This window comes from Pseudomonas sp. NFACC13-1 (assembly GCF_900104425.1).
Lineage (GTDB): Bacteria > Pseudomonadota > Gammaproteobacteria > Pseudomonadales > Pseudomonadaceae > Aquipseudomonas > Aquipseudomonas fluorescens_AA.
In genome coordinates this window covers 13,392-39,265 of the sequence record NZ_FMXV01000025.1, presented here as the reverse complement: position 1 = coordinate 39,265, position 25,874 = coordinate 13,392, and the positions used below count along the sequence as shown (strand labels likewise).

The following is a 25,874-nucleotide window of genomic DNA, read 5'->3' as shown; positions in this document are numbered from 1 at the left end:
TTGCTCTGGCTGGGCTGCGAAGCGGCCCCAAAGCTTGAGCGGGCGAAGATATCAGAACAGCGGCATGAATTTTACGAAGATTGCCCGCACGCAAATCGCTACACTGCGCAGGTATTGCACGCCGGATGCGTGCAAGTTCGATCAGACCGCTGGATGCAGGAGACAAGTGTGCTCAAGAAACTGGGAATCAAAGGCCGCGTGCTGTTGCTGACCCTGTTGCCGACCAGCCTGATGGCGCTGGTCCTGGGCGGTTATTTCACCTGGATGCAGCAATCGGACCTGCACGCCCAGTTGCTGCAACGTGGCGAAATGATCGCCGAGCAACTGGCCCCGCTGGTCGCCCCGGCCATGAGCCGCCAGGACACCGATCTGATGGAGCGCATCGCCACCCAGTCCCTCGAGCAAACGGACGTACGCGCCGTGACTTTTCTCGCCCCCGACCGCGCGCCGTTGGCCCACGCCGGCCCAACCATGCTCAACCGGGCACCGGAGGGCAACAGTGCACAGCTGCTGCAACGCACCGGCAACGACGCCACGCGCTACTTGCTGCCGGTATTCGGCAAGCACCGCAACCTGGCGGGCGAACTGATTCCCGAAGAAGCCGACCGCCTGCTGGGCTGGGTCGAGCTGGAGTTGTCCCACAGCGGCATGTTGCTGCGCGGCTATCGCAGCCTGTTCGCCAGCCTGCTGCTGATCGCCGCCGGCCTGTGCCTGACCGCGCTGCTGGCCCTGCGCATGGGCCGCACGATCAACCGCCCGCTGAGCCAGATCAAGCAAGCCGTGGCGCAACTCAAGGACGGTCACCTGGAAACCCGCCTGCCACCGCTGGGCAGCCAGGAGCTGGATGAACTGGCCTCGGGCATCAATCGCATGGCCAGTACCTTGCAGAATGCCCAGGAAGAATTGCAGCACAGCATCGACCAGGCCACCGAAGACGTGCGCCAGAACCTGGAAACCATCGAGATCCAGAACATCGAGCTGGACCTGGCCCGCAAGGAAGCCCTGGAAGCGAGCCGGATCAAGTCCGAGTTCCTGGCGAACATGAGCCATGAAATCCGCACACCGCTCAACGGCATTCTCGGGTTTACCCACCTGTTGCAAAAAAGCGAACTGACCCCGCGCCAGCTCGATTACCTGGGCACCATCGAGAAATCCGCCGACAGCCTGCTGGGGATCATCAACGAGATCCTCGACTTTTCGAAGATCGAGGCCGGCAAGCTGGTGCTCGACAGCATTCCGTTCAACCTGCGGGACCTGCTGCAAGACACCCTGACCATCCTCGCCCCGGCCGCCCACGCCAAGCAGTTGGAACTGGTGAGCCTGGTCTACCGGGACACACCGCTGTCGCTGGTGGGCGATCCGCTGCGCCTCAAGCAGATCCTCACCAACCTGGTGAGCAACGCGATCAAGTTCACCCGCGAGGGCACCATCGTCGCCCGGGCCATGCTCGAAGACGAGCACGAAGACAGCGTGCAATTGCGCATCAGCATCCAGGACACCGGTATCGGCCTGTCCAACCAGGACGTGCGGGCGCTGTTCCAGGCATTCAGCCAGGCCGACAACTCGCTGTCCCGGCAACCGGGTGGTACCGGCCTGGGCCTGGTGATCTCCAAGCGCCTGGTGGAGCAGATGGGTGGCGAGATCGGCGTCGACAGCACACCGGGCGAAGGCTCGGAGTTCTGGATCAGCCTGCGCCTGCCCAAGACCCGTGACGATGCCGAAGACCTCCCGGGCCCGCCGTTGCTGGGCCGGCGCGTGGCGGTGCTGGAGAACCACGAACTGGCCCGCCAGGCCTTGCAGCACCAGCTCGAAGACTGCGGCCTGCAAGTGACGCCGTTCAACACCCTGGAGAGCCTGACCAACGGCATCACCGTCGCCCACCAGACCGACCAGGCGATCGATCTGGCCGTGCTGGGCATCACCAGCAACGACATGCCGCCGGAGCGCCTCAACCAGCACATCTGGGACCTCGAGCACTTGGGCTGCAAAGTGCTCGTGCTGTGCCCCACCACCGAACAAACCCTGTACCACCTCTCGGTGCCCAACCCCCACAGTCAGTTGCAGGCCAAGCCGGCCTGCACCCGTAAGTTGCGCCGCGCGCTGTCCGACCTGGTCAACCCGCGCCCGCCCCGCAGCGAACCCAGTGAGCCGGTTTCCAGCCGTGCCCCGAAAGTGCTGTGCGTGGACGACAACCCGGCCAACCTGCTGCTGGTGCAAACCCTGCTCGAAGACATGGGCGCCAAGGTGCTGGCTGTGGAAAGCGGCTACGCGGCGGTCAAGGCCGTGCAGAAGGAAACCTTCGACCTGGTGCTGATGGACGTGCAGATGCCCGGCATGGACGGTCGCCAGAGCACCGAGGCGATCCGCCAGTGGGAAAGCGAGCGGCACTGCACGCCGCTGCCCATCGTCGCTCTCACCGCCCACGCCATGGCCAACGAAAAACGCGCGCTGCTGCAAAGCGGCATGGACGACTACCTGACCAAGCCCATCAGCGAACGGCAACTGGCCCAGGTGGTGCTCAAATGGACCGGCCTGGCCCTGCGCAACCAGTCGCCGGAGCGCAACAGCGATGCCCAGGGGGGTAGCGAACTGCTGGTGCTCGATCATGAAGAAGGCTTGCGCCTGGCCGCTGGCAAGGCCGATCTGGCAGCGGACATGCTGGCGATGCTGCTCGCATCCCTGGAAGCCGACCGCGAAGCGATCCGCCAGGCCAGCGAGGCCAACGATCACAACGCCCTGATCGAACGGGTCCACCGCCTGCACGGCGCCACCCGCTACTGTGGCGTACCGCAGTTGCGGGCAGCCTGCCAGCGCAGCGAAACCCTGCTCAAGCAGCAGGACCCAAAAGCCGCTGCGGCCCTGGAAGACTTGGAGCGTGCGATCAATCGCCTGGCCAGCGAGGCGCGTATCAGCGCCTGATCCAGGGCAATACCCTGGAAATCGGAATCGCTGAAAATCCACGCTCCTACCCCGACTGTAGGAGCTGCCGAGCGGAGCGAGGCTGCGATCTTGCCCCTGACGCTTGAGTCGCAAGCGAAAGATCGCAGCCTCGCTCCGCTCGGCAGCTCCTACAGGTTCATTTTTCTGCCAGGAGGCCACCATGCGCGCGATTCTTTTCAGCAGCCAGACCTACGACCGTGACAGCTTCATCAAAGCCCCGGCGCCCGCCGGCCTCGAGTTGCAGTTCCAGCCCGCCCGCCTGAACCTGGACACCGTGGCCCTGGCCGAACGGCATGAAGTGGTCTGCGCGTTCATCAACGATGACCTGAGCGCCCCGGTGCTGGAACGGCTGGCCGCGGGCGGCACGCGGCTGATCGCCCTGCGTTCGGCAGGCTACAACCACGTCGACCTGCCCGCCGCCAAGCGTCTGGGCTTGGGCATCGTCCGGGTACCGGCCTACTCGCCCCACGCCGTGGCCGAACATGCCGTGGCGTTGATCATGGCCCTCAATCGCTGCCTGCACCGCGCCTACAACCGCACCCGGGACGGCAATTTCAGCCTCCATGGCTTGACCGGGTTCGACCTGGTGGGCAAGACCGTCGGGGTGATCGGCACCGGGCAGATCGGCGCGACGTTCGCGCGGATCATGGCCGGTTTCGGCTGTCAGCTACTGGCTTACGACCCGTACCCCAATCCTCAGGTGCAAGCCTTGGGCGCGCGCTACCTGCCCTTGGATGAACTACTGGCGCAAGCGCAGATCATCAGCCTGCACTGCCCGTTGAACGAACAGAGCCGCCACCTGATCAACGCCCAATCCCTGGCGTCGATGCAACGCGGCGCCATGTTGATCAACACCGGACGCGGTGGTCTGGTGGATACACCGGCCCTGATCGAGGCGCTGAAGAGCGGCCAATTGGGCTATTTGGGGTTGGATGTCTATGAAGAAGAGGCCGAACTGTTCTTCAAGGACCGCTCCGACCAGCCCTTGCAAGACGATGTGCTGGCACGCCTGCTGACCTTCCCCAACGTGGTGATCACCGCCCACCAGGCCTTCCTCACCCATGAAGCCTTGGCGGCGATTGCCATGACCACCCTGGATAACATCGCGGCCTGGGCGGCCGGCACGCCGAAAAACCTGGTGGACCGCTAAACCAGAACCAACACCCCCCCTGTGGGAGCGAGCTTGCTCGCGATAGCGGTCTGTCAGTCGACATTCAAGCTGACTGATCCGTCGCCATCGCGAGCAAGCTCGCTCCCACAGGAAGTGGAGTTTCGTCGGCAAGATTCGTGGTTGACCATCCCAAGCCATGCCCCGTGCTAGCATGTCGCGCCTATTTGGAGGACCCATGGCCGAACACGATTTTCGCTACACCCTGATGAACCCGCAGCACACCTTGACCGAAGTCCGCGCCCTGGCGCCGGGCCGCTACCAGGTCACCGGCAATGGCGGTTCGATCCAGGCCAACGATGTGCTGCTCGTCACGCTCAAGGGCAGCAAGGATTTGTCCATGCGCCTGACCGTGGACACCGTGCGGCACCTGCTCAAACCCATGGGCCAATGGACCGCCATGACCACCGGCCCGGTGTTCGGCGAACTGGCGATCCATACCTGGCAGGTCAACTGCGACGGTTGCGCCAAGGCACTGAGCTTCGAGTTCGCCGTCGATGCCAAACTCGGCGTCAAGGCCGAGAAACCGGCCGCCAGCGCACGGATCGCCGAGCTGGGCTGGACCACCGTGGGTGAAAAACACCTGTGCCCGACATGCCAGGAAGCCGCCTGATGAAACGTTTGGCCCTGTCCGCGTCGATCGGCATGAGCCTGATGGGGTGCGCCGCTGAACCTGTGCAGTTGCAACACAACCGCAGCTATATCCTGGAATGGATCGGCGAACGGCCATTGATGGACTACAGCCACCTGACCATCACCCTTGGGGATGACGGTCGAGCCTACGGCAACGGCGGCTGCAACCACTGGTTCGCGCCCTACACCCTGGAAGGCCATCGTTTGAGCTTCGGCAAGATCGGCAGCACCCGCAAGCTCTGCGCCCCGGCGCTGATGGAGCAGGAGACGCGCTTCTTGCAGGCCCTGGAGAAGGTCGAACGCTGGGACATCTCGCCCATCGACCAACTGCGCTTCTGGCCGGCCCAGGGCAAGCCGCTGCGGTGGTGGCTGGAAGAAGGCTGAGGCCTCCAAGGGAAGATCCCGAATCCGGCATGGGCCCCCTGTGGCGAGGGGATTTATCCCCGCTGGGTCGCGAAGCGGCCCCAGATCCACTTGCTACCGTGGTTTGTCAGACGGGACGCAGGGGGCTGCTGCGCAGCCCGGCGGGGATAAATCCCCTCGCCACAAGGTATCCCGCCTGCCATAACGGGGGCTATTTGAACGCCTGCAACGCCTCAAGCTTGGCCATTACCCCCGCCGCCGTCTGCTCCCCCAGCAACTGCTCGCGCACCTTGCCCCGGTTATCGATGATGTAGGTCACCGGCAAGCCTTCACTGCGAGGCAGGTCGAAAATCTCGGCCGGATCCCGGGCCAGCACCGTGAAGCGAATACCCATCTTGTCGCTGGCGCTCTTGAGCTCTTCGCCCTGCACCTGATCGAAGTTGACCCCGAACACACCGACGTTGCGCCCCTTGAGCTGTTCGGCCAAGGCATTGAATTCCGGGATTTCGGTGCGGCACGGCGCACACCATTCCGCCCAGTAGTTGAGCACCAGCCATTGTTTGTCCAGCCGCTGCGAGTCGATGGCCTGGCCGTTCTGGTCCACTCCGTAGTCGTTTCCGCAACCGGCGAGCAACAGGATGCCCATGAATGTCAGTGCCGCTATCAATCGCCTTGTCATGTGCCAATCCTTGTCTGAATGTGAACGCTGCAACGACCCGTCGCCTCTCTAAGGTGCTAGGGACTTCGCGGCACAGTAGAATAGCCGCCACCTTACGCAAGATGCGACCCGCTCATGACCGATCTGACGCTTTATCACAACCCGCGCTGCTCGAAATCCCGCGGTGCGCTGGAACTGTTGGAGGCCCGCGGCCTGACGCCCACCGTGGTCCGTTACCTGGAAACCCCGCTCGACGCCGCGCAACTGGAACGCCTGCTGGGCAAGCTGGGCATCACCGCCCGGCAATTGCTGCGCACCGGCGAGGATGAATACAAAGCGCTGAACCTGGCCGACGAAAGCCTGAGCCAGGCCCAGTTGATCGCGGCCATCGCCACCCACCCGAAACTCATGGAACGGCCGATTCTGGAAGCCGGTGAAAAGGCCGTGATCGGCCGGCCGCCGGAGAAGATTCTGGAGATCCTGCCGTGACCACGCCGTACATCCTGGTGCTGTATTACAGCCGCAGCGGCTCCACCAACGAGATGGCCCGGCAAATCGCCCGGGGTGTCGAACAGGCCGGGCTGGAAGCCAGGCTGCGTACGGTGCCGGCGATTTCCGCCGAGTGCGAAGCGGTGGCCCCGGACATCCCCGAGCAAGGCCCACTCTACGCCAGCCTCGATGACCTGAAACATTGCGCCGGCCTGGCCTTGGGCAGCCCGACGCGGTTCGGCAACATGGCTGCGCCACTCAAGTACTTTCTCGACGGCACCAGCAACCTGTGGCTGACCGGCGCGCTGGTGGGCAAACCGGCCGGGGTGTTCACCTCCACCGCGAGCCTGCACGGCGGCCAGGAAACCACCCTGCTGTCGATGATGCTGCCGCTGTTGCACCACGGCATGCTGATCACCGGCCTGCCCTACAGCGAATCGGCCCTGATCGACACCCAGGGCGGCGGCACGCCCTACGGTCCGAGCCATCATGCCGGGGCCGATGGCAAAAGCGGCTTGAACGAACATGAAGTCGCCCTGTGCCGCGCCTTGGGTTCGCGCCTGGCGAAAACCGCCCTGCTGCTGGAGAACGGCCGTGGCTAAGAAGCCGAAGATCCTGCCTTCCATCCAATGGCTGGAACCGCGCGTACGCCTGGCTCGCGTCCTCAGCCTGCTGTGTTTTTTCGGCCTGGTGGGATTGCTCAGCGCCTATTACCTGCTGATCGCCGACCTGCACGGCGCGCGGCCTTGGGTGATTCTGCTGATCGAACTGGTGCCGCTGCTGATACTCGCGCCCGGCATGCTCAGCGGTAGCGCCCGCGGGCATTCGTGGATGTGCTTCGTGGTGAACCTGTATTTCATCAAAGGCGCACTGGCGGCCTATGACCCGAACCGGCAATGGTTCGGCGTACTGGAAATGGCAGCGAGCGTGGCGGTGTTCTGCTCGGCCCTGCTGTATGTGCGCTGGCGGTTCCAGTTGAACCGGCGGTTGGCGGGGGAAGGCGAGATTTCCGTCGCCTGATACATCGCTATCGCGAGCAAGCTCGCTCCCACAAGGGCTCGATGGCACCCTGTGGGAGCGAGCTTGCTCGCGATGGCCGCAACGCGGTCTCAATGATTCACGGTATACGCCAGCATCATCGATATCTGGCTCATGGGCCTTCCCCCGCTCTCTTCGTGCCACCGGTTGAAGGCATTCTGCACCGTCGCCAGGTCCCGCTGGCTGGTGGGGACTTTGTCGATGATGTCCTGGGCATTGAGCGCGGCCACCACGTCATAACTGGGCACGAAGGTGTCCTTGCCCATCATCCGCAAGAAGCGCGGCGCCGACAGGCCGCCCAACTGATGGCCGTGCTTTTTCAGGTAGGTCCACAAGCCGACGATGTCGGTCACCGGCCAGTCGGCCACCAGTGCGCCAAAGCTGCCCTTTTCATGGGCCACGTCCAATATCAGCTGCGCGTTGCGCGGCACGCTCTTGAGTTTGCCCAGGTGGCGGATGATCCGCGCGTCCTGCATCAAACGCTCCAGGTGCTCGGCGCTCATCAGCACGACTTTCTCCGGATCGAACTTGAAGAACACCTCTTCGAACGCCGGCCACTTGGCATCTACCAGGCTGTGCTTGAGCCCGGCGCGGAACACCCGCAGCGCCATGGTCGAGAGGTAGCGGTCGTCGCCGATCTTGCGCAGTTGCGCCGGAGTCTTGGGAACCGGCAGGTGGGCTTCCAGTTCAGCCGCCGAACCGAAGCGGTTCAGACAATACTCGTGCAGCCACTTGTAATCGCGCATGCCCTCTCCTGGGGTCGGAAATGAAAACGGCGCCAGTGGCCCTTATAGCCACTGGCGCCGTGAATAGAGCGGTTGGCACCGTCAGAGGTTCACCACGTTGACGAACCGCGGCGTGGCGTTTTCGTCGATACGCAGGTTGGTGAAGTCGAACAGGTTGCGGTCCGCCAGTTGCGACGGAATGACGTTCTGCAGGCCACGGAAAATGCTCTCGGTACGGCCCGGGGTCTTGCGTTCCCATTCATGGAGCATCTCCTTGACCACCTGGCGTTGCAGGTTTTCCTGGGAGCCGCACAGGTTGCAGGGGATGATCGGGAACTGCTTGAAATCCGAATAGGCCTGGATGTCTTTCTCGCTGCAATAGGCCAGTGGGCGGATCACCACGTTGCGCCCGTCATCGGCCCGCAGCTTGGGTGGCATGGCCTTGAGCGAACCGTTGTAGAACATGTTCAGGAAGAACGTCTCGACGATGTCGTCGCGATGGTGACCCAGGGCCATCTTGGTCGCACCGATCTCGTCGGCAAAGGTGTAGAGCGTTCCACGCCGCAGGCGCGAGCACAGCGAACAGGTGGTCTTGCCTTCGGGAATCAGTTCCTTGACCACCGAATAGGTGTCTTTCTCGACGATGTGGTATTCCACGCCCAGCGACTCGAGATAGGCCGGCAGCACATGCTCGGGGAACCCGGGCTGCTTCTGGTCCATGTTCACCGCGACGATGTCGAACTTGATCGGCGCAACCTTCTGCAAATGCATCAGCACATCGAGCAAGGTGTAGCTGTCCTTGCCGCCGGACAGGCAGACCATGACCTTGTCGCCGTCCTCGATCATGTTGAAATCGGCGACCGCCTCACCGGCCTGGCGGCGCAGGCGCTTTTGCAGTTTGTTCTGGTTGACCGTAAGAGTGCCCATGACGCGAAATCCGTGAGGTGTGACGAAAGGCCGGCATTTTACGCAAAAAACCCACTTTCGGCGAAGGCTCATGACGAACGCTATTGTGGCGAGGGGATTTATCCCCGTTGGGCTGCGCAGCAGCCCTCTCATCAGGGCTGACCTACTGGAGAGCCAATGGATTGGGGGCACTTCGCGCGCCAACGGGGATAAATCCCCTCGCCACAGACTCATCGGCGATTAATACACCTTCCTACAGCGCGATTTGCTCTAAGCCCTCCATCCCCCTCGGAGTAACTCCTTTCTATACTGCGACATAAGGTCGCACACATATCCAGACCTTCACTTACTTGGCCACCTTGGCCCGTGTAGGCGCTCCGTTGGGGGGCGATGGCAATAACAAAGGAGTGACTGACTATGATCCATCATGTCGTGGGGCTCTTTACCCACCCTGATCAAGAATGGAAAGACATCCGTGGCGATCAGGAGGAAAGCATCAGCCACATGTACCTCACCCACACGCTGATCCTGGCGGCCATCCCCGCCGTATCGGCATTCATCGGCACCACGCAGGTGGGATGGGTCATCGGCAATCGTCCACCGGTCATGCTCACGCAGGAAAGCGCGCTGTGGATGACCATCATGTCGTACCTGGCCATGTTGGGCGGCGTGGCGGTAATGGGTGCCTTCATCCACTGGATGGCCCGTACCTACGACGCCAATCCGAGCCTGGCCCGTTGCGTCGCGTTCGCCACCTACACCGCGACACCTCTGTTCATAGGCGGCCTGGCGGCGCTCTACCCGCACATGTGGCTGGGGATGATCGTCGGCACGGCGGCAATCTGCTACACCGTCTACCTGTTGTATGTGGGCCTGCCAACGTTCATGAACATTCCCCAGGACGAAGGTTTTCTGTTTTCCAGTTCGGTACTCGCGGTCGGCCTGGTGGTGCTGGTGGCCATCATGGCGTTCACGGTGATCGTCTGGGGGCTGGGCGTCGGCCCGGTCTATACCAATTGAAGTAATGCCCGCCAATAAAAAAGCAGGATCTGCCGACACAGGCCGCCGCAAGGCGGCCTTCCTGTGTTCGAAACGACCACTGGGCGCCTGGGCGATTCGCAACGGCCGACGCTTGCGGCATACTCGGGCTTCTGGAGACCCGTAAAGCATGCTCGAGCAACTCAATACCCGCGTCGAAGAGTGTTACCAACAAGCCGAATCCTTTTTCAAACGTCCTTTCAAACGCCCGGTGGTCAGCTTCAAATTGCGTGGCCAGAAGGCCGGTGTCGCGCATCTGCATGAAAACCTGCTGCGCTTCAATCCACAGTTGTACCGGGAAAACGCCGAAGACTTCCTCAAGCAGACCGTCGCCCACGAAGTCGCGCACCTGATCGCCCACCACCTGTTTGGCGACCGCATCCAGCCCCATGGCGAAGAATGGCAACTGATCATGCGCGGCGTGTACGAATTGCCGCCCAACCGTTGCCACACCTACGAAATCAAACGCCGCAGTGTGACCCGCTACATCTACAAGTGCCCTTGCGATGGCAGCGATTTCCCGTTCTCGGCCCAGCGCCACAGCCTGGTGCGCCAGGGGCGGCGGTATTTGTGCCGCAGCTGTCGCAATACCTTGGTGTTCAGTGGGGAAACGCGGGTGGAGTAAATTTTTGTGGTGTTTGGGCTGGCCCCATCGCGAGCAGGCTCGCTCCCACAGGGATTGAGTGAACGCCATAAATCCAATGTGGGAGCGAGCCTGCTCGCGATGACTGCCTGACAGGCGCTACAAAACCACCCCACTGCGACGCAATTGAGCAATCCGCTGCGCACTGAACCCCAACGCCCCCAACACCTGATCCGTATGCGCCCCCAGCCCCACGCCAATATGGCGAGGTTCGGGCAGCCCCTCCGAAAACCGCAACGGACAGGCCATTTGCGCCTGGCTCGAACCATCCCCCCGGGGCACCTGCTTCACCAGCTCCCGAGCCTGCAACTGCGGATGCCGGACAGCTTCCTCCAGGCTCAGCACCGGCTCGACACAGGCATCGATCCCGGCAAACAAACCGCACAGTTCGGCAAAATCATGCTTCTCGAACTCGGTTTGCAAGGCCTGCTTCAGGGCCTGTTGCTGCTCAGGCTTGGGCGACAGCCCCAGGGCCGCCAGTTCCGGCCGCCCCAAGGCCTCGCACAGCGCCTGCATGAAGGCCGGTTCCAGGCTGCCCACCGACATCCAGCGACCATCGCGGGTGCGGTAATAGTCGTAGAAGCTGCCGCCGTTGAGCATCTGATTCTCCCAACCCGGTTCCACCCCGCAGGCCAGGTAACCGGCACCAGCCATGGCGTTGAGGCTGAACACGCAGTCAGTCATGCTCACGTCCAGGTGCTGGCCCTGACCGGTCTGCTGACGGGCAATGACCGCCGCCAACAGTCCGATCACCCCGTGCAATGAACCACCGGCGATATCCGCCGCCTGAATGCCCAGCGGCAACGGCCCGCTGTCGGCACGGCCAGTGTGGCTGGCCAGCCCCGCCAGGGCCAGGTAGTTGATGTCGTGGCCGGCGCGGTCCTTATAAGGGCCGGTCTGGCCGTAGCCCGTGATCGACACGTAGATCAGCCGCGGATTGATGGCTTTCAAGGCTTCGTATCCCAGGCCCAGCCGCTCCATCACGCCGGGGCGGAACTGTTCCAGCAGGATGTCGTAGTCCCTCAGCAACTGCGTGACCACCCCCAACGCTTCCGGCTGCTTGAGGTCCAGGGCCAGGCTGCGCTTGTTGCGGTTGAGGTAGGCGTGGCTGGCCGATACGCCCTGGTCATGGGGCGGCAGTACCCGCAGCAAGTCCTGGCGGGTCGGCGACTCGATGCGCAGCACCTCGGCCCCCATGTCCGCCAGCAACAGCGAGGCGAACGGGCCAGGCAGCAGGGTCGAGAAGTCCAGAACCTTGAGCGATGCCAGTGGGCCTTGCATGGGTGAATCTCCATAACCTGGGGCGATGGCTGAAGACTAGGCAGGGGCTGGCGTTGGGGCAATTACCGGATTTGCAGTTTGGAATGACTATTGCGCTCAAAGCGCAATGCCCCTTTGCAGCGACACTGGACTGTGGGAGCAAAGCTTGCTCGCGAATACAGGCACCTCGATATCGGGAAGACCGCACCGCCTGTATCGCGGGCAAGCCTTGCTCCCACAGGGATAAATCCCCTTGCCACAGATACGCCCTTGCCCTCAGAAATCCGAAGCATGAAAAAACCCGCCGAAGCGGGTTTTTCATTGCAGCCTGAAGATTACTTCACAGCGCCTGGAGCAGAGGACTCAGCCGCTGCAATCTGCGCCGCCGCGATCTGCTCGTCATCTTCACGAACGTCGGAGATACCGCGACCACCGGAAGCCAGCTCGGTCTGCAGTTGATCTACGTCCAGCTCCTTGACCCACTTGGCAACCACGATGGTGGCGACAGCGTTGCCCACCAGGTTGGTCAGGGCGCGAGCTTCGGACATGAAGCGGTCGATACCCAGGATCAGCGCCAGGCCGGCCACCGGCAGGTGACCTACGGCCGACAGGGTGGCCGCCAGTACGATGAAGCCGCTACCGGTCACGCCGGCCGCACCTTTGGACGACAGCAACAGCACCAGCAGCAGGGTGATCTGGTGAGTCAGATCCATCTGGGTGTCGGTGGCCTGGGCGATGAACACTGCCGCCATGGTCAGGTAGATCGAAGTACCGTCGAGGTTGAACGAGTAGCCCGTCGGGATCACCAGGCCTACGACAGATTTCTTCGCGCCCAGGCGCTCCATCTTGATCAACATGCGTGGCAGGGCCGATTCCGAGGAGGAAGTACCCAGCACGATCAGCAGTTCTTCACGGATGTAGCGGATCAGCTTGATGACGCTGAAGCCGTGGGCGCGGCAGATGGCGCCCAGCACCACCAGCACGAACACCACGCAGGTGATGTAGAAGCAGATCATCAACTGGCCCAGTTGTACCAGCGAACCGACACCGTAGGCACCGATGGTGAAGGCCATGGCACCGAATGCACCCAGTGGCGCCAGCTTCATGATCATGTTGATGATGATGAACATCACGTGGGCGAAGCGATCGATGAAGTCCAGCACCGGCTTGCCGTAGGCACCCAGGCGATGCAGGGCGAAGCCGAAGAGCACCGAGAACATCAGCACTTGCAGGATGTCGCCGTTGGCGAACGCGCCGACGATGGTATTCGGGATCACGTTGAGGATGAAGGCAATGATGCTCTGGTCTTTACCGGCCGAGATGAAACCGGCGATCTTGCTGGTGTCCAGGGTCGATACGTCGATGTGCATGCCGTTGCCCGGCTGCACGACGTTGACCACGACCAGGCCGATCAGCAGGGCGATGGTGGAGACGATTTCGAAGTACAGCAGCGCGTAGCCGCCGGTCTTGCCCACCGACTTCATGTTCTGCATGCCGGCGATGCCGCTGACGACGGTACAGAAGATGATCGGGGCGATGACCATTTTGATCAGTTTGATGAACCCGTCACCGAATGGCTTGAGGGCAACACCGGTCTGCGGGTAGAAGTGGCCGAGCAAAATGCCGATGGCAATGGCTACGATCACTTGGAAATACAGGGATTTGTACAGTGGCTGACGAGTCGTCATGGCAAACCTTCCTCAAGAGTCCCGTATGACGACTTCCACCTGTCGTCCACGGCACCTCAATTGCGAACCCTCCTGCACTGGAGGGATTTGTTTTTTTCGGCTGCACGGAGCAGACCTACCCAACGCATCGCAAAGCGCGTGCCATTTTTGCGAAATGCCCTACACCCGGTATAGCAGAAGGGCTTGCGGTTTCCACACGCGACTAAACGCAGTGTATAAGTGGCGGATTTCCGCCTACAGACCATCCCGCGCTCCGGGATTTGGCGGATATCCGCCTTGTTCAGCCTCAAGCCCCTGCTACCATTTGCCCGCTTAACGGACGGATTTCTGCCATGCGCCAACGCACGATCGCCAGCCACTTCGCCCGCGCAGCCCTGGGCGGCGCACGTCGGCAAGGCTTCGACTATTTTCCCTTGTTGCAACAATTGAGCATCAGCCCTGAACTGCTGGATGAACCGCGCGCGCGCATCGCGCCGGAACAGTTCGCCCGCCTGTTGCAAGCGTTGTGGCTGGCAATGGAGGACGAATACCTGGGATTCGGCCGGGCGCCGAGCAAGCCCGGGACGTTCGCCATGATGTGTCATGCGTTGATCCACTGTCGGACCCTGGGCAAGGCCCTTCAGCGCGGCTTGCTGTTCTACAGCCTGTTCCCCGACGCCCCGCGCCTGACGCTGAAAACCGAAGGCGAACGGGTGCGGCTGGTGCTGGACGACTCGACGTTGTGGGACCCCGATCACTTCCTGACTGAAAGCCTGCTGGTGGTCTGGCATCGCCTCGCCAGTTGGCTGATCGGCCAGCGGATCGGCCTGGAGCAGGTGACTTTCGGCTATGCCAGGCCCGCCCACGGGGCCGAATACGACTTATTGTTCCCCTACCCGCTGGTGTTCGACGCGCCCGGCAGCAGCCTGCTGTTCCACAGCCGCTACCTGGACATGCCGCTGTTGCAGGACGAACGCACCCTCAAGCATTTCCTCGAACACTCCCCCGCCGACCTGCTGTCACGCCCGGACGATGGCCATAGCCTGAGCAGCCAACTGCGCCGCCTGCTCAGCCGCGACACGGCACGCTGGCCCGACCTGGATAACGTCGCCGCCCACTTGCACATCAGCCCGCAGACCTTGCGCCGGCATCTGCGGGAGGAAGGCACCAGCTTCCAGGAACTCAAGGATCAGCTACGGCGGGATATCGCCATCTACCACTTGGGGCGTGCGGATCTGTCGTTGCAACAGATTGCCGAGCAGTTGGGTTTTTCCGAACCGTCGGCGTTTCACCGGGCGTTCAAGAAGTGGACGGGGCTGACGCCGGGGGCCTATCGAGAGCAAGAGAATTAAACATGACTGAGCGTCACAACAGACCTGTGGGAGCACGGCTTGCAGTCGATCAGTCAAACCACCGGAAAATGAATCCGGAACGCCGCCCCGCCCAACTCTGAATCCCCCAGAGTCAAACGGGCGCCATAGCTTTCGATAATGTCCTTGACCACCGCCAGGCCAATGCCCTGCCCCGGATGCTGACGGTCCAGCCGTTCGCCGCGTTGGAGGATCCGCGCACGTTGATCCGGCGGCACGCCCGGCCCGTCGTCCTCGACGCTCAACTCCGTGCCGCCGAGGGTCTGGTGCACGCTGACGCGCACCTCGCCCAGGCACAGTCGATAGGCGTTCTCCAGGAGGTTGCCGAGCATCTCCAGCAAGGCGCCCTGCTCGATCGGCACCTGGCAGTGCTCTGGCAGATCGAAACTCACATTGACCCGTTTGTCGCGGTAGACCTTGTCCAAGGTGTCGCACAGGCTTTGCAGCACCGGGTGCAAGCGCACCTGATGGCGCACCAACCCGCTTTTGCGCAGGCTGGCGCGCTGCAACTGGTAGCCGATCTGCTGGCTCATACGCTCGATCTGGGTTTGCAGCACCCAGGCCTGGCCACGGTCCTCGGGGCGCCGGGCCATGTCTTCGCTGACGCCCTGCAACACCGCCAGCGGGGTCTTCAGGCTGTGGGCCAGGTCATCGAGGGAATCACGGTAACGGCTGCGCTGCTCCCGTTCGCTATGGAGCAGACGGTTGAGGGAGCCGGTCAGGCGCAACAATTCCCGGGGGTGCTCGGTGCTGAGGCTTTCCCGCGCCCCGCTTTCGATTTCATCCAGTTCCTGACTCAGGCGTCGCAGCGCCCGCAGGCCCCAGGTCAGGCCGATCCACAACAGCGCCAGCAACACCGCCAGGGCGGCGCCAAAGCCCAGGTAGAGATGGTCCCGCAACCCCTGCAAGGTCACTTCGTAGTCGCGCACCGGTTGCAAGGTAACGATGCTGAACGCCGCGTTCTGGCCGCCGAGCAACTTGATCTCGACGTCATAGACAAAGAACTCCTGGCCGTCGTTCTCGCGAATGCGGGCAAACTGGTTGCCCTGGCCGTCATAGCGCGGCGTGTAGTTGATGTTTTCTTCCTGGGTGGCCTTGGACCGCCAGACCAATCGCCCTTCACGATCATAGATGTAGCCCAGCAGGCGGGCATCGGCGAGGTTGAAGCGCTCATCGGGCAATTGCGCCGGCATCTTCAAGCGGTTGTTTTCCACCCGGGCGGCGGAAATCAGCGTGGTCACGTCCGAGGCCAGGCGTTGCTCGATGGACTCCTGCAACGCCAGGCTGAACGCGCCTTGCATGGCCGGCAACAAGGCCAGCATGAACAGCACCGCCAGGGTCATCGCGGCCAGCATCAGCCGCAGCCGAAGCGAACGAATCACTGGCAGCGCTCGTTGAACAGGTAACCCAGGCCGCGCACGGTGTCGATGGGCTTGAAGCCGGCGGGGGCTTCCAGTTTGCGGCGCAGGCGCCCTACCAGCACTTCGATGACATTGGGATCGCGCTCGTCGTCATCGGGGTAAAGCTGCTCCATCAAGCGGTCCTTGGCCACCACCTGCTGGTGATGGCGCATCAGGTATTCGAGGATGCGGTATTCGTAGGCGGTCAGCGCCAGCGGCTCGTCATCGAGGACGGCCTGCTTGCGATTGAGGTCCAGCAGCAACGGCCCGGCGACGATGGTCGATTGGGTGAAGCCGCTGGAGCGACGCAGCAAGGCGTTCAACCGGGCCTCCAACTCTTCGAACTGAAACGGCTTGACCACGTAGTCGTCGGCACCGGCGGCCAGGCCTTCGACCTTGTCCTGCCAGTTGCCGCGGGCGGTCAGGATCAGGATCGGAAACGTCTTGTCCTGTGAGCGCAGCCGGCGGATCAGCTCCAGCCCGCTGATACCCGGCAAGCCGAGGTCGATCACCGCCAGGTCGTGATTGAATTCCCGGACCTGGTACAAGGCCTCTTCGGCATTGGCCACGGCCTGCACCACATGGCCGCTGTCAGTGAGACGGGTTTGCAGGTGATGGCGCAACAGCGCTTCGTCTTCGACGACCAGTAACTTCATGGAGCCTCTCCCCAGGCAAATCAAACAATCGCGCGCGGCGCACCTCAACGAAAGGCGCCGGATCGTCTTCGACCGATCCGGCTGGATACACTCACCCTGGCCCGCTTAGAACGTGTAGTTGGCGGACAGGTAGGTCTGGGCACTGCTGGTCAGGTCCAGCGAACCGACCTTGTCACCACCGTGCGGGCTCATCTCGGTGCTGGCGTTGCTGCGCAGGTAACGGTAACCCAGTTCAACCGAGGTGTTTTGCGAAATTTGTTGCAGCACGCCGCCCTGCAGGCCTACCGCGTAGCCGATGTCGCTGTCGCGGCTGAAACCGGGAGAGTCCTGGGTCAGCTTGGTCAGGCCCGCCGTGCCGCCGCCGAACAGTTTGGTCGTGCTGGTGACCGGAAGGAACACATCGTAGCTGCCCAGCAGGTTTTCCTGGCGCAGCTTGATGCCGTTGTGGGTGCCCGAGACGTTGTCGTAGGTGGCGTAGTAGCGGCCCTGGTCGTTCTGCTTGCCCAGGCGCAGGCCATACGTGGTGTCCTTGCCGATGATGCCGTCGGCGTTCGGGTGGTTCAGGTTGGCATCCAGGGCGTCGGATTTCTTGACCTTGTCGCTGGTCTGGCCGAGGGTCAGGCTGGCGAAGTTGTCATCGGCGTGGGCCAAGGCGCTGGCGCCCAGCACGGTGAAAGCCAGCAACAGTTTTTTCATCTGAGTCATGGTCGAGCTCCTTTGAAGCATGGGTGGTGTGTGAAGTCGCTGTCACGTTAACCAGCGCTCCCTGAACACCCCTTGAACGTTCTCTGAACCTGCGCTGAATGAATCGGCTAATCTGTGCGGACCACTTTCATAAGGAGATCCGTCATGCGCAGGCTGCTTGCTGTTGTACTTCTGGCCATGAGCGGCATGAGTCACGCCGCCATCCAGACCCAGGAGATCCCCTACACCAGTGCCGATGGCACCCAGCTGATCGGTTACTACGCTTATGACGACGCCGTCAAAGGTCCGCGCCCGGGTGTGGTGGTGGTTCACGAATGGTGGGGGCTGAACGATTACGCCAAGCGCCGCGCCCGTGACCTCGCGGGCCTGGGCTACAGCGCCCTGGCCATCGACATGTACGGCGACGGCAAGAACACCGAGCACCCCAAGGACGCCATGGCCTTCATGCAGGCGGCACTCAAGGACGGCAAGGCCGCCAGCGCACGCTTCCAGGCGGGATTGGACCTGCTGAAAAAACAACCCCAGACCGATCCGGACAAACTGGCCGCCATCGGCTACTGCTTCGGCGGCAAGGTGGTGCTGGATGCGGCACGCCAGGGTGTGCCGCTGGCCGGCGTGGTGAGTTTCCACGGCGCGCTGGTGACCAATACCCCGGCCACCCCGGGCAGCGTCAAGGCCAAGGTGCTGGTGGAGCACGGCGCGCTGGACAGCATGGTCACCGAAGACAACGTCACCGCTTTCAAGAGCGAAATGGACAAGGCCGGTGCCGACTATAAGTTCGTCAGCCTCGAAGGCGCCAAGCACGGCTTCAGCAACCCTGACGCCGACCGTTTGAGCCACGGTGAACATGGCGGTCCGGACATTGGCTATAACAAGGAAGCCGACGAGAAGTCGTGGGCGGACATGCAGAAGTTCTTCAAGAAGATCTTTGGCTGACGCCCTGGAAGAGACTTCTTGTGCACATCTGTAGGAGCTGACGAGCGCAACGAGGCTGCGATCTTTCCCTTGCCAATTGAGTCGAGAGCGAAAGATCAAGATCAAGATCAAAAGATCGCAGCCTTCGGCAGCTCCTACAGGTCAGGCCCGGCAGGGAAAATTCCATCGCCACTACCCAGCCCCAAGCCAACCCGGCAAAATGCCCGGCATGAAGACACTCCCCCCCCTGCCCGCCTGTTGCTCGCCCCTGGATGAACACTGGCTATTGCCCGACACGCTGCCCGATACAGTGCTGCTGAGCACCCGCTTCGACCCGTTGCTGCTGGCGGGCACCGACTTTCCCGACAGCGCCATCGAACCACCGGCGAGCATCCAGCGCTCGGTGGCCAAGCGCCAGGCAGAATTCCTGGCCGGGCGGATCTGCGCCCGGGCGGCGTTGCAGCGGCTCGACGGCCAGGCCTGTGTGCCGGCCATCGGCGAAGACCGCGCCCCGGTGTGGCCGGCTCATATCAGCGGCTCGATCACCCACAGCACGGGCCGGGCAGCGGCTATCGTCGCGAAAAAAGACCACTGGCAAGGCTTGGGCATGGACGTGGAAAACCTGCTCGACCCCGAGCGCGCCGAGCGCCTGGCCGGTGAAATCCTCACCCCGCCAGAGTTGCAGCGCATGACTCGGCTCACGCGCGATGACCAGGCCTTGCTGGTGACCCTGACCTTTTCAGTGAAGGAAAGCTTGTTCAAGGCGCTGTATCCCATCGTCAGGCAGCGTTTTTATTTCGAGCATGCCGAAGTGCTGGACTGGACACACGACGGGCAGGTGCGGCTGCGCTTGCTGACGGACCTGTCGACCGAATGGCGCCATGGCAGTGAGCTGCAGGCGCAATTCGGGGTGAAGGATGGGCAGTTGTTGAGCCTGGTGGGGGTCAGGGCCTGAGATTTTTGGTGTCTGGGAGGGCTTCATCGCGAGCAAGCTCGCTCCCACATGGGCATGCGTTCAACCTGTGGGAGCGAGCTTGCTCGCGATGAGGCCGGCACAGGCACCGCTTCTCTCAAGACCTGTCCTGATGCCTGGGCCAACTCAAGCTGAAGCACGCCCCACCCAGGCTCTTGCTCTTGCCGATCAACGCCCGACCGTCATGCCAGTGGATGATCCGCCGCACGATCGACAGCCCCAGCCCATGACCGCCCGAAGCGCGGGCGCGGCTGTCGTCCAGGCGCAGGAAGGGTTTGAAAATCCGCTCCCACGCCGCTTCCGGCACGCCGGGCCCGTCATCTTCCACGTCCACCCGACAGCGCAACTGGCCCACCTGGTAGCTGACCGTGACCTTGGAATGGGCGTGGCGCATGGCATTGCCCACCAGATTCTGCAAGGCCCGATGCAGAAAGCGTGGCTCGGCCTCGACCCAGGCGCCGTCGCAATCGGCGGCCGACAGGCATAGACCGCGCTTGACCGTGATCCCGGCCCGCAACGGCCCCAGCTCATCGATCACCTGATTAACCAGCGCATCCAGATCCACCCGCTGAAAATTCAACGCCGGCGAACCCTGCTCCAGCCGCGCATAGGTGAGCATTTCGTCCACCAGCCGATCCAGGTCTTCGATGTCGTGATCCATGCCCGCCAGGTATTTATCCCGGGCCTGGGGGGTGGTGGCGCTGCCGAGCATTTCCAGGCCAAACCGCAGGCGCGCCACCGGGGTGCGCAATTCGTGGGACACCGCCCGCACCAGCTCGCGCTGGATCGCCAACAGTTGCTGCAAGTGCTCGGCCATGCCATTGAACGCCGCCGCCAATCGCCCGACCGAGTCGGCGCCGCGGGCCGGCACCCGGGTTTCCAGGCTGCCCTGGGCGATCTGGGTGGCGGCCGACTCCAGGCCACGCAAGCGCCGCTCCAACTGGCGCACCAACAGGTAGACGATCAACCCGATCAGGCTCAACCCCAGCGCCGCGATCAGCACCAGCCATTGCGGCGGATAAGGGTTCATCTGGTACAGCGGGCCGATCTCCAGGACCCACGGGGTGCCGACCATGCCGGCGAAGACCCGGATGGAATCGCCGCCCTTGCCCAGCGCCATCACCGTATCGCCCTCGGACACGCGACGGCGCTGATCTTCGTCCATGTCGGCCTGCTCGGCGGTCATGAGTCGCAGGTCGAAACCAAACCCTTTTTCCTGCTCCAGTTGCGCCAGTCGCTTGGGCTGCTCGGCCACGGGGTAACGCACCAGTTCGTCGGCCAACAGGTAAATGGTCGCGCGGGCCAATTGCTCGCTGATCTGCTGGACTTCCCCGACCAACATCAATTGCTCGGTTTCATTGACCAGCCGATAGACTTTTGCCGCATGGGGCCCGGTCTGTTCGACCAACGCCTGGCCGCGCAGTACGCGGGTACGCTGGCCGAGATCCAGATCGGTCTGGGAGAAGGTCTGCAACGCCAGAGGAATGCCCAGCAGGCGCTCCCACACCAGCAGTGCCCGGCGGCGCTCGGTGTCGTTCATGGGCCGCAGGTTCTCGGCCATCAACGAAAACGTGCCATGGGCCAGGCGCTCGCGGTATTGCTCGCCGCGAGTCTGGTTGAGCAGGTGCAGGGCCAACACGCCGAGGACCGCCACCAGCACCAGCGCCGCGCACATGCCGCCATAAATACGCAGGAAGATCGAATTCACGGCGCCAAGTCTGCGCAAGCTTCGGGAACGAACAGGTAGCCTTTGCTGCGGATGGTCTTGATCAGCCGTGGATGGTCCGGGTCGTCGCCGATCTTGGGCCGGATGCGCGAAATACGCACGTCGATGGAGCGGTCCTGGCCGTCATAGCCGATGCCGCGCAGGGCGGTGAAGATTTCTTCCCGGGACAGGATGCGCCCGGCATTGGACACCAGCAGCCACAGCAGGTCGAATTCGGCGCTGGTCAGCTCGATACCGTTGCCCTGCAACCAGGCTTCACGCAGGGCGTCGTCGACCACCAGCGGGCCGAATTGCAGGCGCCGCTGCTTCTGCGCCACGCTCGGCTCCGGCTCGCTGCGTCGCAGCAGGGCCTGGATCCGCGCCAACAGCAAGCGCGGGCGAACCGGCTTGCAAACGTAATCATCGGCGCCCAGGTCCAGGCCCTGGATCTGGTCGGTGTCGTCGGTGCGGGCGGTGAGCATCAGGATCGGCCCGTCGTAGTGCTCACGCACCTTGCGGCAGATGCTCAGGCCGTCTTCGCCGGGCAGCATCAGGTCGAGGACCACCAGGTCCGGCTGCTCGGCAATGATCCGCGCCGCCGCCACCGCACCGTCGCCTTCGATGGCGACACGCAACCCGTTGCTTTCGAGGTATTCCCGGGTCAGCTCGGCCAGACGCTGGTCATCCTCGACGATCAATACCTGCCAGGCTTCTTGTTCCACAGGGGGACCTTTTGGCTGATTAGCTAAATAAGGAGAGGCGTGTTGCCAATCTCACTGACAAGGCACGAACCCTGTGGGAGCGAGCTTGCTCGCGATGGCGGTGTGTCTGTCAGCCTCCATGCTGCTGCTCCGACGCTATCGCGAGCAAGCTCGCTCCCACAGGTTGGGTCCTGCGCCTCCCCGTCTTTTTGTCATGTTAAAGGAGGATAAACACCCCCATGCACGGGCCGATTGTATAAACGCCGCCTGCACAGAAAACAAGCGGACAAATGCGTTTCGGTCGGGTGGGTTTTATGTGGTAATGTCCGCGCCCGCAAAAATCTTCAGGCTGTTTTCGGATCGTCGAAACCGGTGAAAAAAGGTCCACTCCAGCTAGGTCGCGGCCTACAGAGCAGTTCCATGTTTCGCACACAAATTACGCACAGGCTTATCCACAGGTAGTACGTTGCATACCCCCCGAAAACGCATTATCTTGTAGCCCGCCGCGTAAAAAACCCTACATGTAGGGTTTCAGGCCAAAAACCAAACACAAGTCGGGCAGAGAATTCAAGCGCTTTTCTTGCTTCTGTCCAACTGGAACATCGCATTTCCCCAAGCCCAGACCGCCCCTGCGGATGGCAGCTGTTTCCAGGTCGAAAGCGACCGAAACGGTACGGGTGTTGCAGTCAATTGCTGCCACCCCGGCAATCCGGTTTCGAGCCTCGCTCGTAACCTGAGAACTTCGGATGGAAGCGGCATTAAACGCCTGCTTCCTACTGTCCCGAAGTTGTTATGCCCGGCGCCAGTCGGTTGTAGTGCTTCAGGACGGAACGGTGGGCACCGTGATGGTGCCCAAACAAACATAGAGAACGTGGAGACACCCATGCACACCGACACAACTCGCGAGAACCCGCAGGGCACCGCGCCGCTGGCCGCCGATTCGAGCCCGGATCTGTCCGCCACCGCGCCGGGCCAACTGCGCGTGATCAAGCGTAACGGCACTGTCGTTCCTTACACCGATGACAAGATCACCGTCGCCATCACCAAAGCGTTTCTCGCAGTTGAAGGCGGCACCGCTGCCGCTTCGTCGCGAATCCACGACACCGTCGCCCGCCTGACCGAACAGGTCACCGCGACCTTCAAGCGTCGCATGCCTTCGGGCGGCACCATCCACATCGAAGAAATCCAGGACCAGGTCGAACTGGCCCTGATGCGTGCCGGCGAGCAGAAAGTGGCCCGCGACTACGTGATCTACCGTGATTCGCGCGCCAAGGAACGTGCCACCCGCTCCCCGGCCGACGCACCGGTCCAGGCCCACCCTTCGATCCGCATCGCACGCGCCGACGGCAGCCTGGCGCCGCTGGACATGGGCCGCCTGAACACCATCGTCACCGAGGCCTGCGAAGGCCTGGAAGAAGTCGATGGCGACCTGATCCAGCGCGAAACCCTGAAGAACCTCTATGACGGCGTCGCCCTCAAGGACGTCAACACCGCGTTGGTGATGACCGCCCGGACCCTGGTGGAACGCGAGCCGAACTACTCCTTCGTGACCGCCCGCCTGCTGATGGACACCCTGCGTGCCGAAGGTCTGAGCTTCCTGGAAGTCGCCGAGAGCGCGACCCACCACGAAATGGTCGACCTGTACGCCAAGGCGTTGCCCGCTTATGTCGCCAAGGGTATCGAGTTCGAATTGCTGAACCCGGTCCTGGCCGAATTCGACCTGGAAAAACTCGGCAAGGCGATCAACCACGAGCGTGACCAGCAGTTCACCTACCTGGGCCTGCAAACCCTGTACGACCGTTACTTCATCCACAAGGACGGTATCCGTTTCGAACTGCCGCAGATCTTCTTCATGCGCGTGGCCATGGGCCTGGCAATCGAAGAGAAGCAGCGCGAAGACCGTGCGATCGAGTTCTACAACCTGTTGTCGTCCTTCGACTACATGGCGTCGACCCCGACCCTGTTCAACGCCGGCACCCTGCGTCCACAGCTGTCGAGCTGCTACCTGACCACCGTACCGGACGACCTGTCGGGCATCTACGGCGCCATCCACGACAACGCCATGCTGTCGAAATTCGCCGGCGGCCTGGGCAACGACTGGACCCCGGTTCGCGCATTGGGCTCGTACATCAAGGGCACCAACGGCAAATCCCAGGGCGTCGTGCCGTTCCTCAAAGTGGTCAACGACACCGCCGTTGCGGTCAACCAGGGCGGCAAGCGCAAGGGCGCGGTCTGTGCCTACCTGGAAACCTGGCACATGGACATCGAAGAGTTCATCGAGCTGCGCAAGAACACCGGTGATGACCGCCGTCGTACCCACGACATGAACACCGCCAACTGGATCCCCGACCTGTTCATGAAGCGTGTCTTCGACGACGGTAAGTGGACCTTGTTCTCGCCATCCGAAGTGCCGGACCTGCACGACCTGACCGGCAAGGCTTTCGAAGAACGCTACGAGTACTACGAAGCCCTGACCGAGTACAACAAGATCAAGCTGTTCAAAGTCGTCCAGGCCAAAGACCTGTGGCGCAAAATGTTGTCGATGCTGTTCGAAACCGGCCACCCATGGCTGACCTTCAAGGACCCGTGCAACCTGCGCAGCCCGCAGCAGCACGTGGGCGTGGTCCACAGCTCGAACCTGTGCACCGAGATCACCCTGAACACCAACAAGGACGAGATCGCGGTCTGCAACCTGGGCTCGATCAACCTGCCGAACCACATCGTCGACGGCAAGCTGGACACCGCCAAGCTGCAACGCACCGTGAACACCGCCGTGCGCATGCTCGACAACGTGATCGACATCAACTACTACTCGGTGCCGCAAGCGAAGAACTCCAACTTCAAGCACCGTCCGGTCGGCCTGGGCATCATGGGCTTCCAGGACGCGCTGTACCTGCAGCACATCCCGTACGGTTCCGATGCCGCGGTCGAGTTCGCCGACAAGTCCATGGAAGCGGTCAGCTACTATGCGATCCAGGCTTCCTGCGACCTGGCCGACGAGCGTGGCGCCTACGAGACGTTCCAGGGCTCGCTGTGGTCCCAGGGCATCCTGCCGCTGGACTCGCAACAGATCCTGATCGCCCAGCGCGGCCAGAAGTACATCGATGTCGACCTGAACGAATCCCTGGACTGGGCACCGGTTCGCGCCCGTGTGCAGAAAGGCATCCGTAACTCCAACATCATGGCCATCGCACCGACCGCCACCATCGCCAACATCACCGGCGTGTCGCAGTCGATCGAACCGACCTACCAGAACCTGTATGTGAAATCGAACCTGTCGGGCGAATTCACCGTGATCAACCCGTACCTGGTTCGCGACCTCAAGGCTCGCGGCCTGTGGGACTCGGTCATGATCAACGACCTGAAGTACTACGACGGTTCGGTGCAACAGATCGAACGCATCCCGCAAGAGCTCAAAGCGCTCTATGCCACGGCGTTCGAAGTGGACACCAAGTGGATCGTCGACGCCGCCAGCCGTCGCCAGAAGTGGATCGACCAGGCTCAGTCGCTGAACCTGTACATCGCCGGCGCTTCGGGCAAGAAGCTGGACGTGACCTACCGCATGGCCTGGTACCGTGGCCTGAAAACCACTTACTACCTCCGTGCCCTGGCCGCCACCAGCACCGAGAAGTCGACCATCAACACCGGCAAGCTGAACGCGGTTTCCAGCGGCGGCAATCACGGTGACGATTCGGTCCTGGCGGCTCCAGCAGGTCCGGCGCCAGTGCCAAAGGCCTGTGCGATCGACGAGCCGGATTGCGAAGCTTGCCAATAAGCTGAGCGGGTGGGCGTGTAAAGGCGCCGATTGAAGAAGCCCCCGATAGACCGCTGGTTTATCGGGGGTTTTCTTTTGAGTGGAGGAAAGTGGCGCCAGGCCTGGCCTCATCGCGAGCAAGCTCGCTCCCACCTTTGAGCTGCGTG

At 62.4% G+C, this 25,874-nt stretch carries 23 protein-coding genes; 13 read left to right on the top strand and 10 right to left on the bottom strand.

What is annotated here, in order from left to right:
* The first annotated feature begins 168 nt into the window (after positions 1-168).
* The 4 genes from BLQ55_RS24590 (at position 169) to BLQ55_RS24575 (ending at position 5,125) form a co-directional block, all read left to right on the top strand.
* Positions 169-2,919 (top strand): response regulator, encoded by a 2,751-nt coding sequence (locus BLQ55_RS24590; protein ID WP_092257724.1) that lies wholly within the window; start codon positions 169-171, stop codon positions 2,917-2,919.
* Positions 2,920-3,100: 181 nt separating this feature from the next.
* Entirely contained in the window at positions 3,101-4,090 is a 990-nt protein-coding gene (locus BLQ55_RS24585) for a 2-hydroxyacid dehydrogenase (protein ID WP_092257721.1), read from the top strand.
* Between the two features lie 196 nt (positions 4,091-4,286).
* A complete protein-coding gene (locus BLQ55_RS24580) occupies positions 4,287-4,721 on the top strand; it encodes a hypothetical protein (RefSeq protein ID WP_092257718.1) in 435 nt (144 codons plus the stop codon).
* Positions 4,721-5,125 carry an META domain-containing protein gene (locus BLQ55_RS24575; RefSeq protein ID WP_092204015.1) on the top strand — a complete coding sequence of 135 codons (405 nt, stop codon included), beginning with the start codon at positions 4,721-4,723 and terminating at the stop codon, positions 5,123-5,125. Before BLQ55_RS24580 ends, BLQ55_RS24575 begins: the two co-directional genes overlap by 1 nt.
* Before the next feature lie 190 nt (positions 5,126-5,315).
* Here the strand turns inward: BLQ55_RS24575 and BLQ55_RS24570 are convergent, their stop codons facing one another.
* Positions 5,316-5,783: a TlpA disulfide reductase family protein gene (locus BLQ55_RS24570; RefSeq protein ID WP_092204013.1), complete on the bottom strand. Its 468-nt coding sequence runs from the start codon at positions 5,781-5,783 to the stop codon at positions 5,316-5,318.
* A gap of 114 nt (positions 5,784-5,897) precedes the next feature.
* On the opposite strand from BLQ55_RS24570, the gene arsC reads away from it, so the two are divergent.
* The 3 genes from arsC to BLQ55_RS24555 are packed head-to-tail and all read left to right on the top strand — an operon-like array spanning position 5,898 to position 7,271.
* Positions 5,898-6,251, top strand: coding sequence for an arsenate reductase (glutaredoxin) (arsC, locus tag BLQ55_RS24565; RefSeq protein WP_092257715.1), 354 nt, complete (start codon positions 5,898-5,900; stop codon positions 6,249-6,251).
* The gene (wrbA, locus tag BLQ55_RS24560; protein ID WP_092204009.1) at positions 6,248-6,853 is read left to right on the top strand and encodes an NAD(P)H:quinone oxidoreductase; all 606 of its coding nucleotides are present in this window, start codon (positions 6,248-6,250) and stop codon (positions 6,851-6,853) included. Before arsC ends, wrbA begins: the two co-directional genes overlap by 4 nt.
* The gene (locus BLQ55_RS24555) at positions 6,846-7,271 is read left to right on the top strand and encodes a DUF2069 domain-containing protein (RefSeq protein ID WP_092169969.1); all 426 of its coding nucleotides are present in this window, start codon (positions 6,846-6,848) and stop codon (positions 7,269-7,271) included. Before wrbA ends, BLQ55_RS24555 begins: the two co-directional genes overlap by 8 nt.
* Positions 7,272-7,360: 89 nt before the next feature.
* Here BLQ55_RS24555 and BLQ55_RS24550 read toward each other — a convergent pair whose 3' ends face one another.
* Together BLQ55_RS24550 and ttcA are read right to left on the bottom strand one after the other, a co-directional pair.
* Positions 7,361-8,035 (bottom strand): DNA-3-methyladenine glycosylase I, encoded by a 675-nt coding sequence (locus tag BLQ55_RS24550; protein ID WP_092204007.1) that lies wholly within the window; start codon positions 8,033-8,035, stop codon positions 7,361-7,363.
* A gap of 81 nt (positions 8,036-8,116) precedes the next feature.
* Entirely contained in the window at positions 8,117-8,941 is an 825-nt protein-coding gene (gene ttcA / locus BLQ55_RS24545) for a tRNA 2-thiocytidine(32) synthetase TtcA (protein ID WP_092257712.1), read from the bottom strand.
* A 396-nt stretch (positions 8,942-9,337) separates the two neighbouring features.
* Between ttcA and BLQ55_RS24540 the strand changes: the two genes are divergently transcribed.
* Positions 9,338-9,940 (top strand): Yip1 family protein, encoded by a 603-nt coding sequence (locus tag BLQ55_RS24540; RefSeq protein ID WP_092204005.1) that lies wholly within the window; start codon positions 9,338-9,340, stop codon positions 9,938-9,940.
* A gap of 148 nt (positions 9,941-10,088) precedes the next feature.
* Positions 10,089-10,583 carry a SprT family zinc-dependent metalloprotease gene (locus BLQ55_RS24535; RefSeq protein ID WP_092257709.1) on the top strand — a complete coding sequence of 165 codons (495 nt, stop codon included), beginning with the start codon at positions 10,089-10,091 and terminating at the stop codon, positions 10,581-10,583.
* 117 nt (positions 10,584-10,700) lie between these two features.
* Here BLQ55_RS24535 and BLQ55_RS24530 read toward each other — a convergent pair whose 3' ends face one another.
* Both BLQ55_RS24530 and BLQ55_RS24525 read right to left on the bottom strand, forming a co-directional pair.
* The gene (locus BLQ55_RS24530; RefSeq protein ID WP_092257706.1) at positions 10,701-11,882 is read right to left on the bottom strand and encodes a CaiB/BaiF CoA transferase family protein; all 1,182 of its coding nucleotides are present in this window, start codon (positions 11,880-11,882) and stop codon (positions 10,701-10,703) included.
* 314 nt (positions 11,883-12,196) lie between these two features.
* Entirely contained in the window at positions 12,197-13,549 is a 1,353-nt protein-coding gene (locus tag BLQ55_RS24525) for a dicarboxylate/amino acid:cation symporter (protein WP_092203999.1), read from the bottom strand.
* A gap of 332 nt (positions 13,550-13,881) precedes the next feature.
* Between BLQ55_RS24525 and BLQ55_RS24520 the strand changes: the two genes are divergently transcribed.
* Positions 13,882-14,880 carry an AraC family transcriptional regulator gene (locus BLQ55_RS24520; RefSeq protein ID WP_092257703.1) on the top strand — a complete coding sequence of 333 codons (999 nt, stop codon included), beginning with the start codon at positions 13,882-13,884 and terminating at the stop codon, positions 14,878-14,880.
* 53 nt (positions 14,881-14,933) lie between these two features.
* Here the strand turns inward: BLQ55_RS24520 and BLQ55_RS24515 are convergent, their stop codons facing one another.
* The 3 genes from BLQ55_RS24515 to BLQ55_RS24505 form a co-directional block, all read right to left on the bottom strand.
* Positions 14,934-16,280 carry an ATP-binding protein gene (locus BLQ55_RS24515; protein ID WP_092257700.1) on the bottom strand — a complete coding sequence of 449 codons (1,347 nt, stop codon included), beginning with the start codon at positions 16,278-16,280 and terminating at the stop codon, positions 14,934-14,936.
* Entirely contained in the window at positions 16,277-16,954 is a 678-nt protein-coding gene (locus tag BLQ55_RS24510; protein ID WP_092203994.1) for a response regulator, read from the bottom strand. Before BLQ55_RS24510 ends, BLQ55_RS24515 begins: the two co-directional genes overlap by 4 nt.
* A gap of 105 nt (positions 16,955-17,059) precedes the next feature.
* Positions 17,060-17,659: a hypothetical protein gene (locus tag BLQ55_RS24505; RefSeq protein ID WP_092169949.1), complete on the bottom strand. Its 600-nt coding sequence runs from the start codon at positions 17,657-17,659 to the stop codon at positions 17,060-17,062.
* Between the two features lie 144 nt (positions 17,660-17,803).
* On the opposite strand from BLQ55_RS24505, the gene BLQ55_RS24500 reads away from it, so the two are divergent.
* The gene (locus BLQ55_RS24500) at positions 17,804-18,595 is read left to right on the top strand and encodes a dienelactone hydrolase family protein (protein WP_092203992.1); all 792 of its coding nucleotides are present in this window, start codon (positions 17,804-17,806) and stop codon (positions 18,593-18,595) included.
* A 208-nt stretch (positions 18,596-18,803) separates the two neighbouring features.
* Positions 18,804-19,529 (top strand): 4'-phosphopantetheinyl transferase family protein, encoded by a 726-nt coding sequence (locus BLQ55_RS24495; RefSeq protein WP_218130123.1) that lies wholly within the window; start codon positions 18,804-18,806, stop codon positions 19,527-19,529.
* A gap of 115 nt (positions 19,530-19,644) precedes the next feature.
* Here BLQ55_RS24495 and BLQ55_RS24490 read toward each other — a convergent pair whose 3' ends face one another.
* On the bottom strand, positions 19,645-21,255 hold the full coding sequence (locus BLQ55_RS24490) for an ATP-binding protein (RefSeq protein WP_092257694.1): 1,611 nt from the start codon (positions 21,253-21,255) through the stop codon (positions 19,645-19,647).
* Positions 21,252-21,974, bottom strand: coding sequence for a response regulator (locus BLQ55_RS24485; RefSeq protein WP_060741042.1), 723 nt, complete (start codon positions 21,972-21,974; stop codon positions 21,252-21,254). The genes BLQ55_RS24490 and BLQ55_RS24485 overlap by 4 nt, the downstream gene beginning before the upstream one ends.
* Positions 21,975-22,836: 862 nt before the next feature.
* Here BLQ55_RS24485 and BLQ55_RS24480 point away from each other — a divergent pair.
* Positions 22,837-25,728, top strand: a complete 2,892-nt coding sequence (locus BLQ55_RS24480) for a ribonucleoside-diphosphate reductase subunit alpha (RefSeq protein ID WP_060741041.1) — start codon at positions 22,837-22,839, stop codon at positions 25,726-25,728.
* Positions 25,729-25,874: the final 146 nt, after the last annotated feature.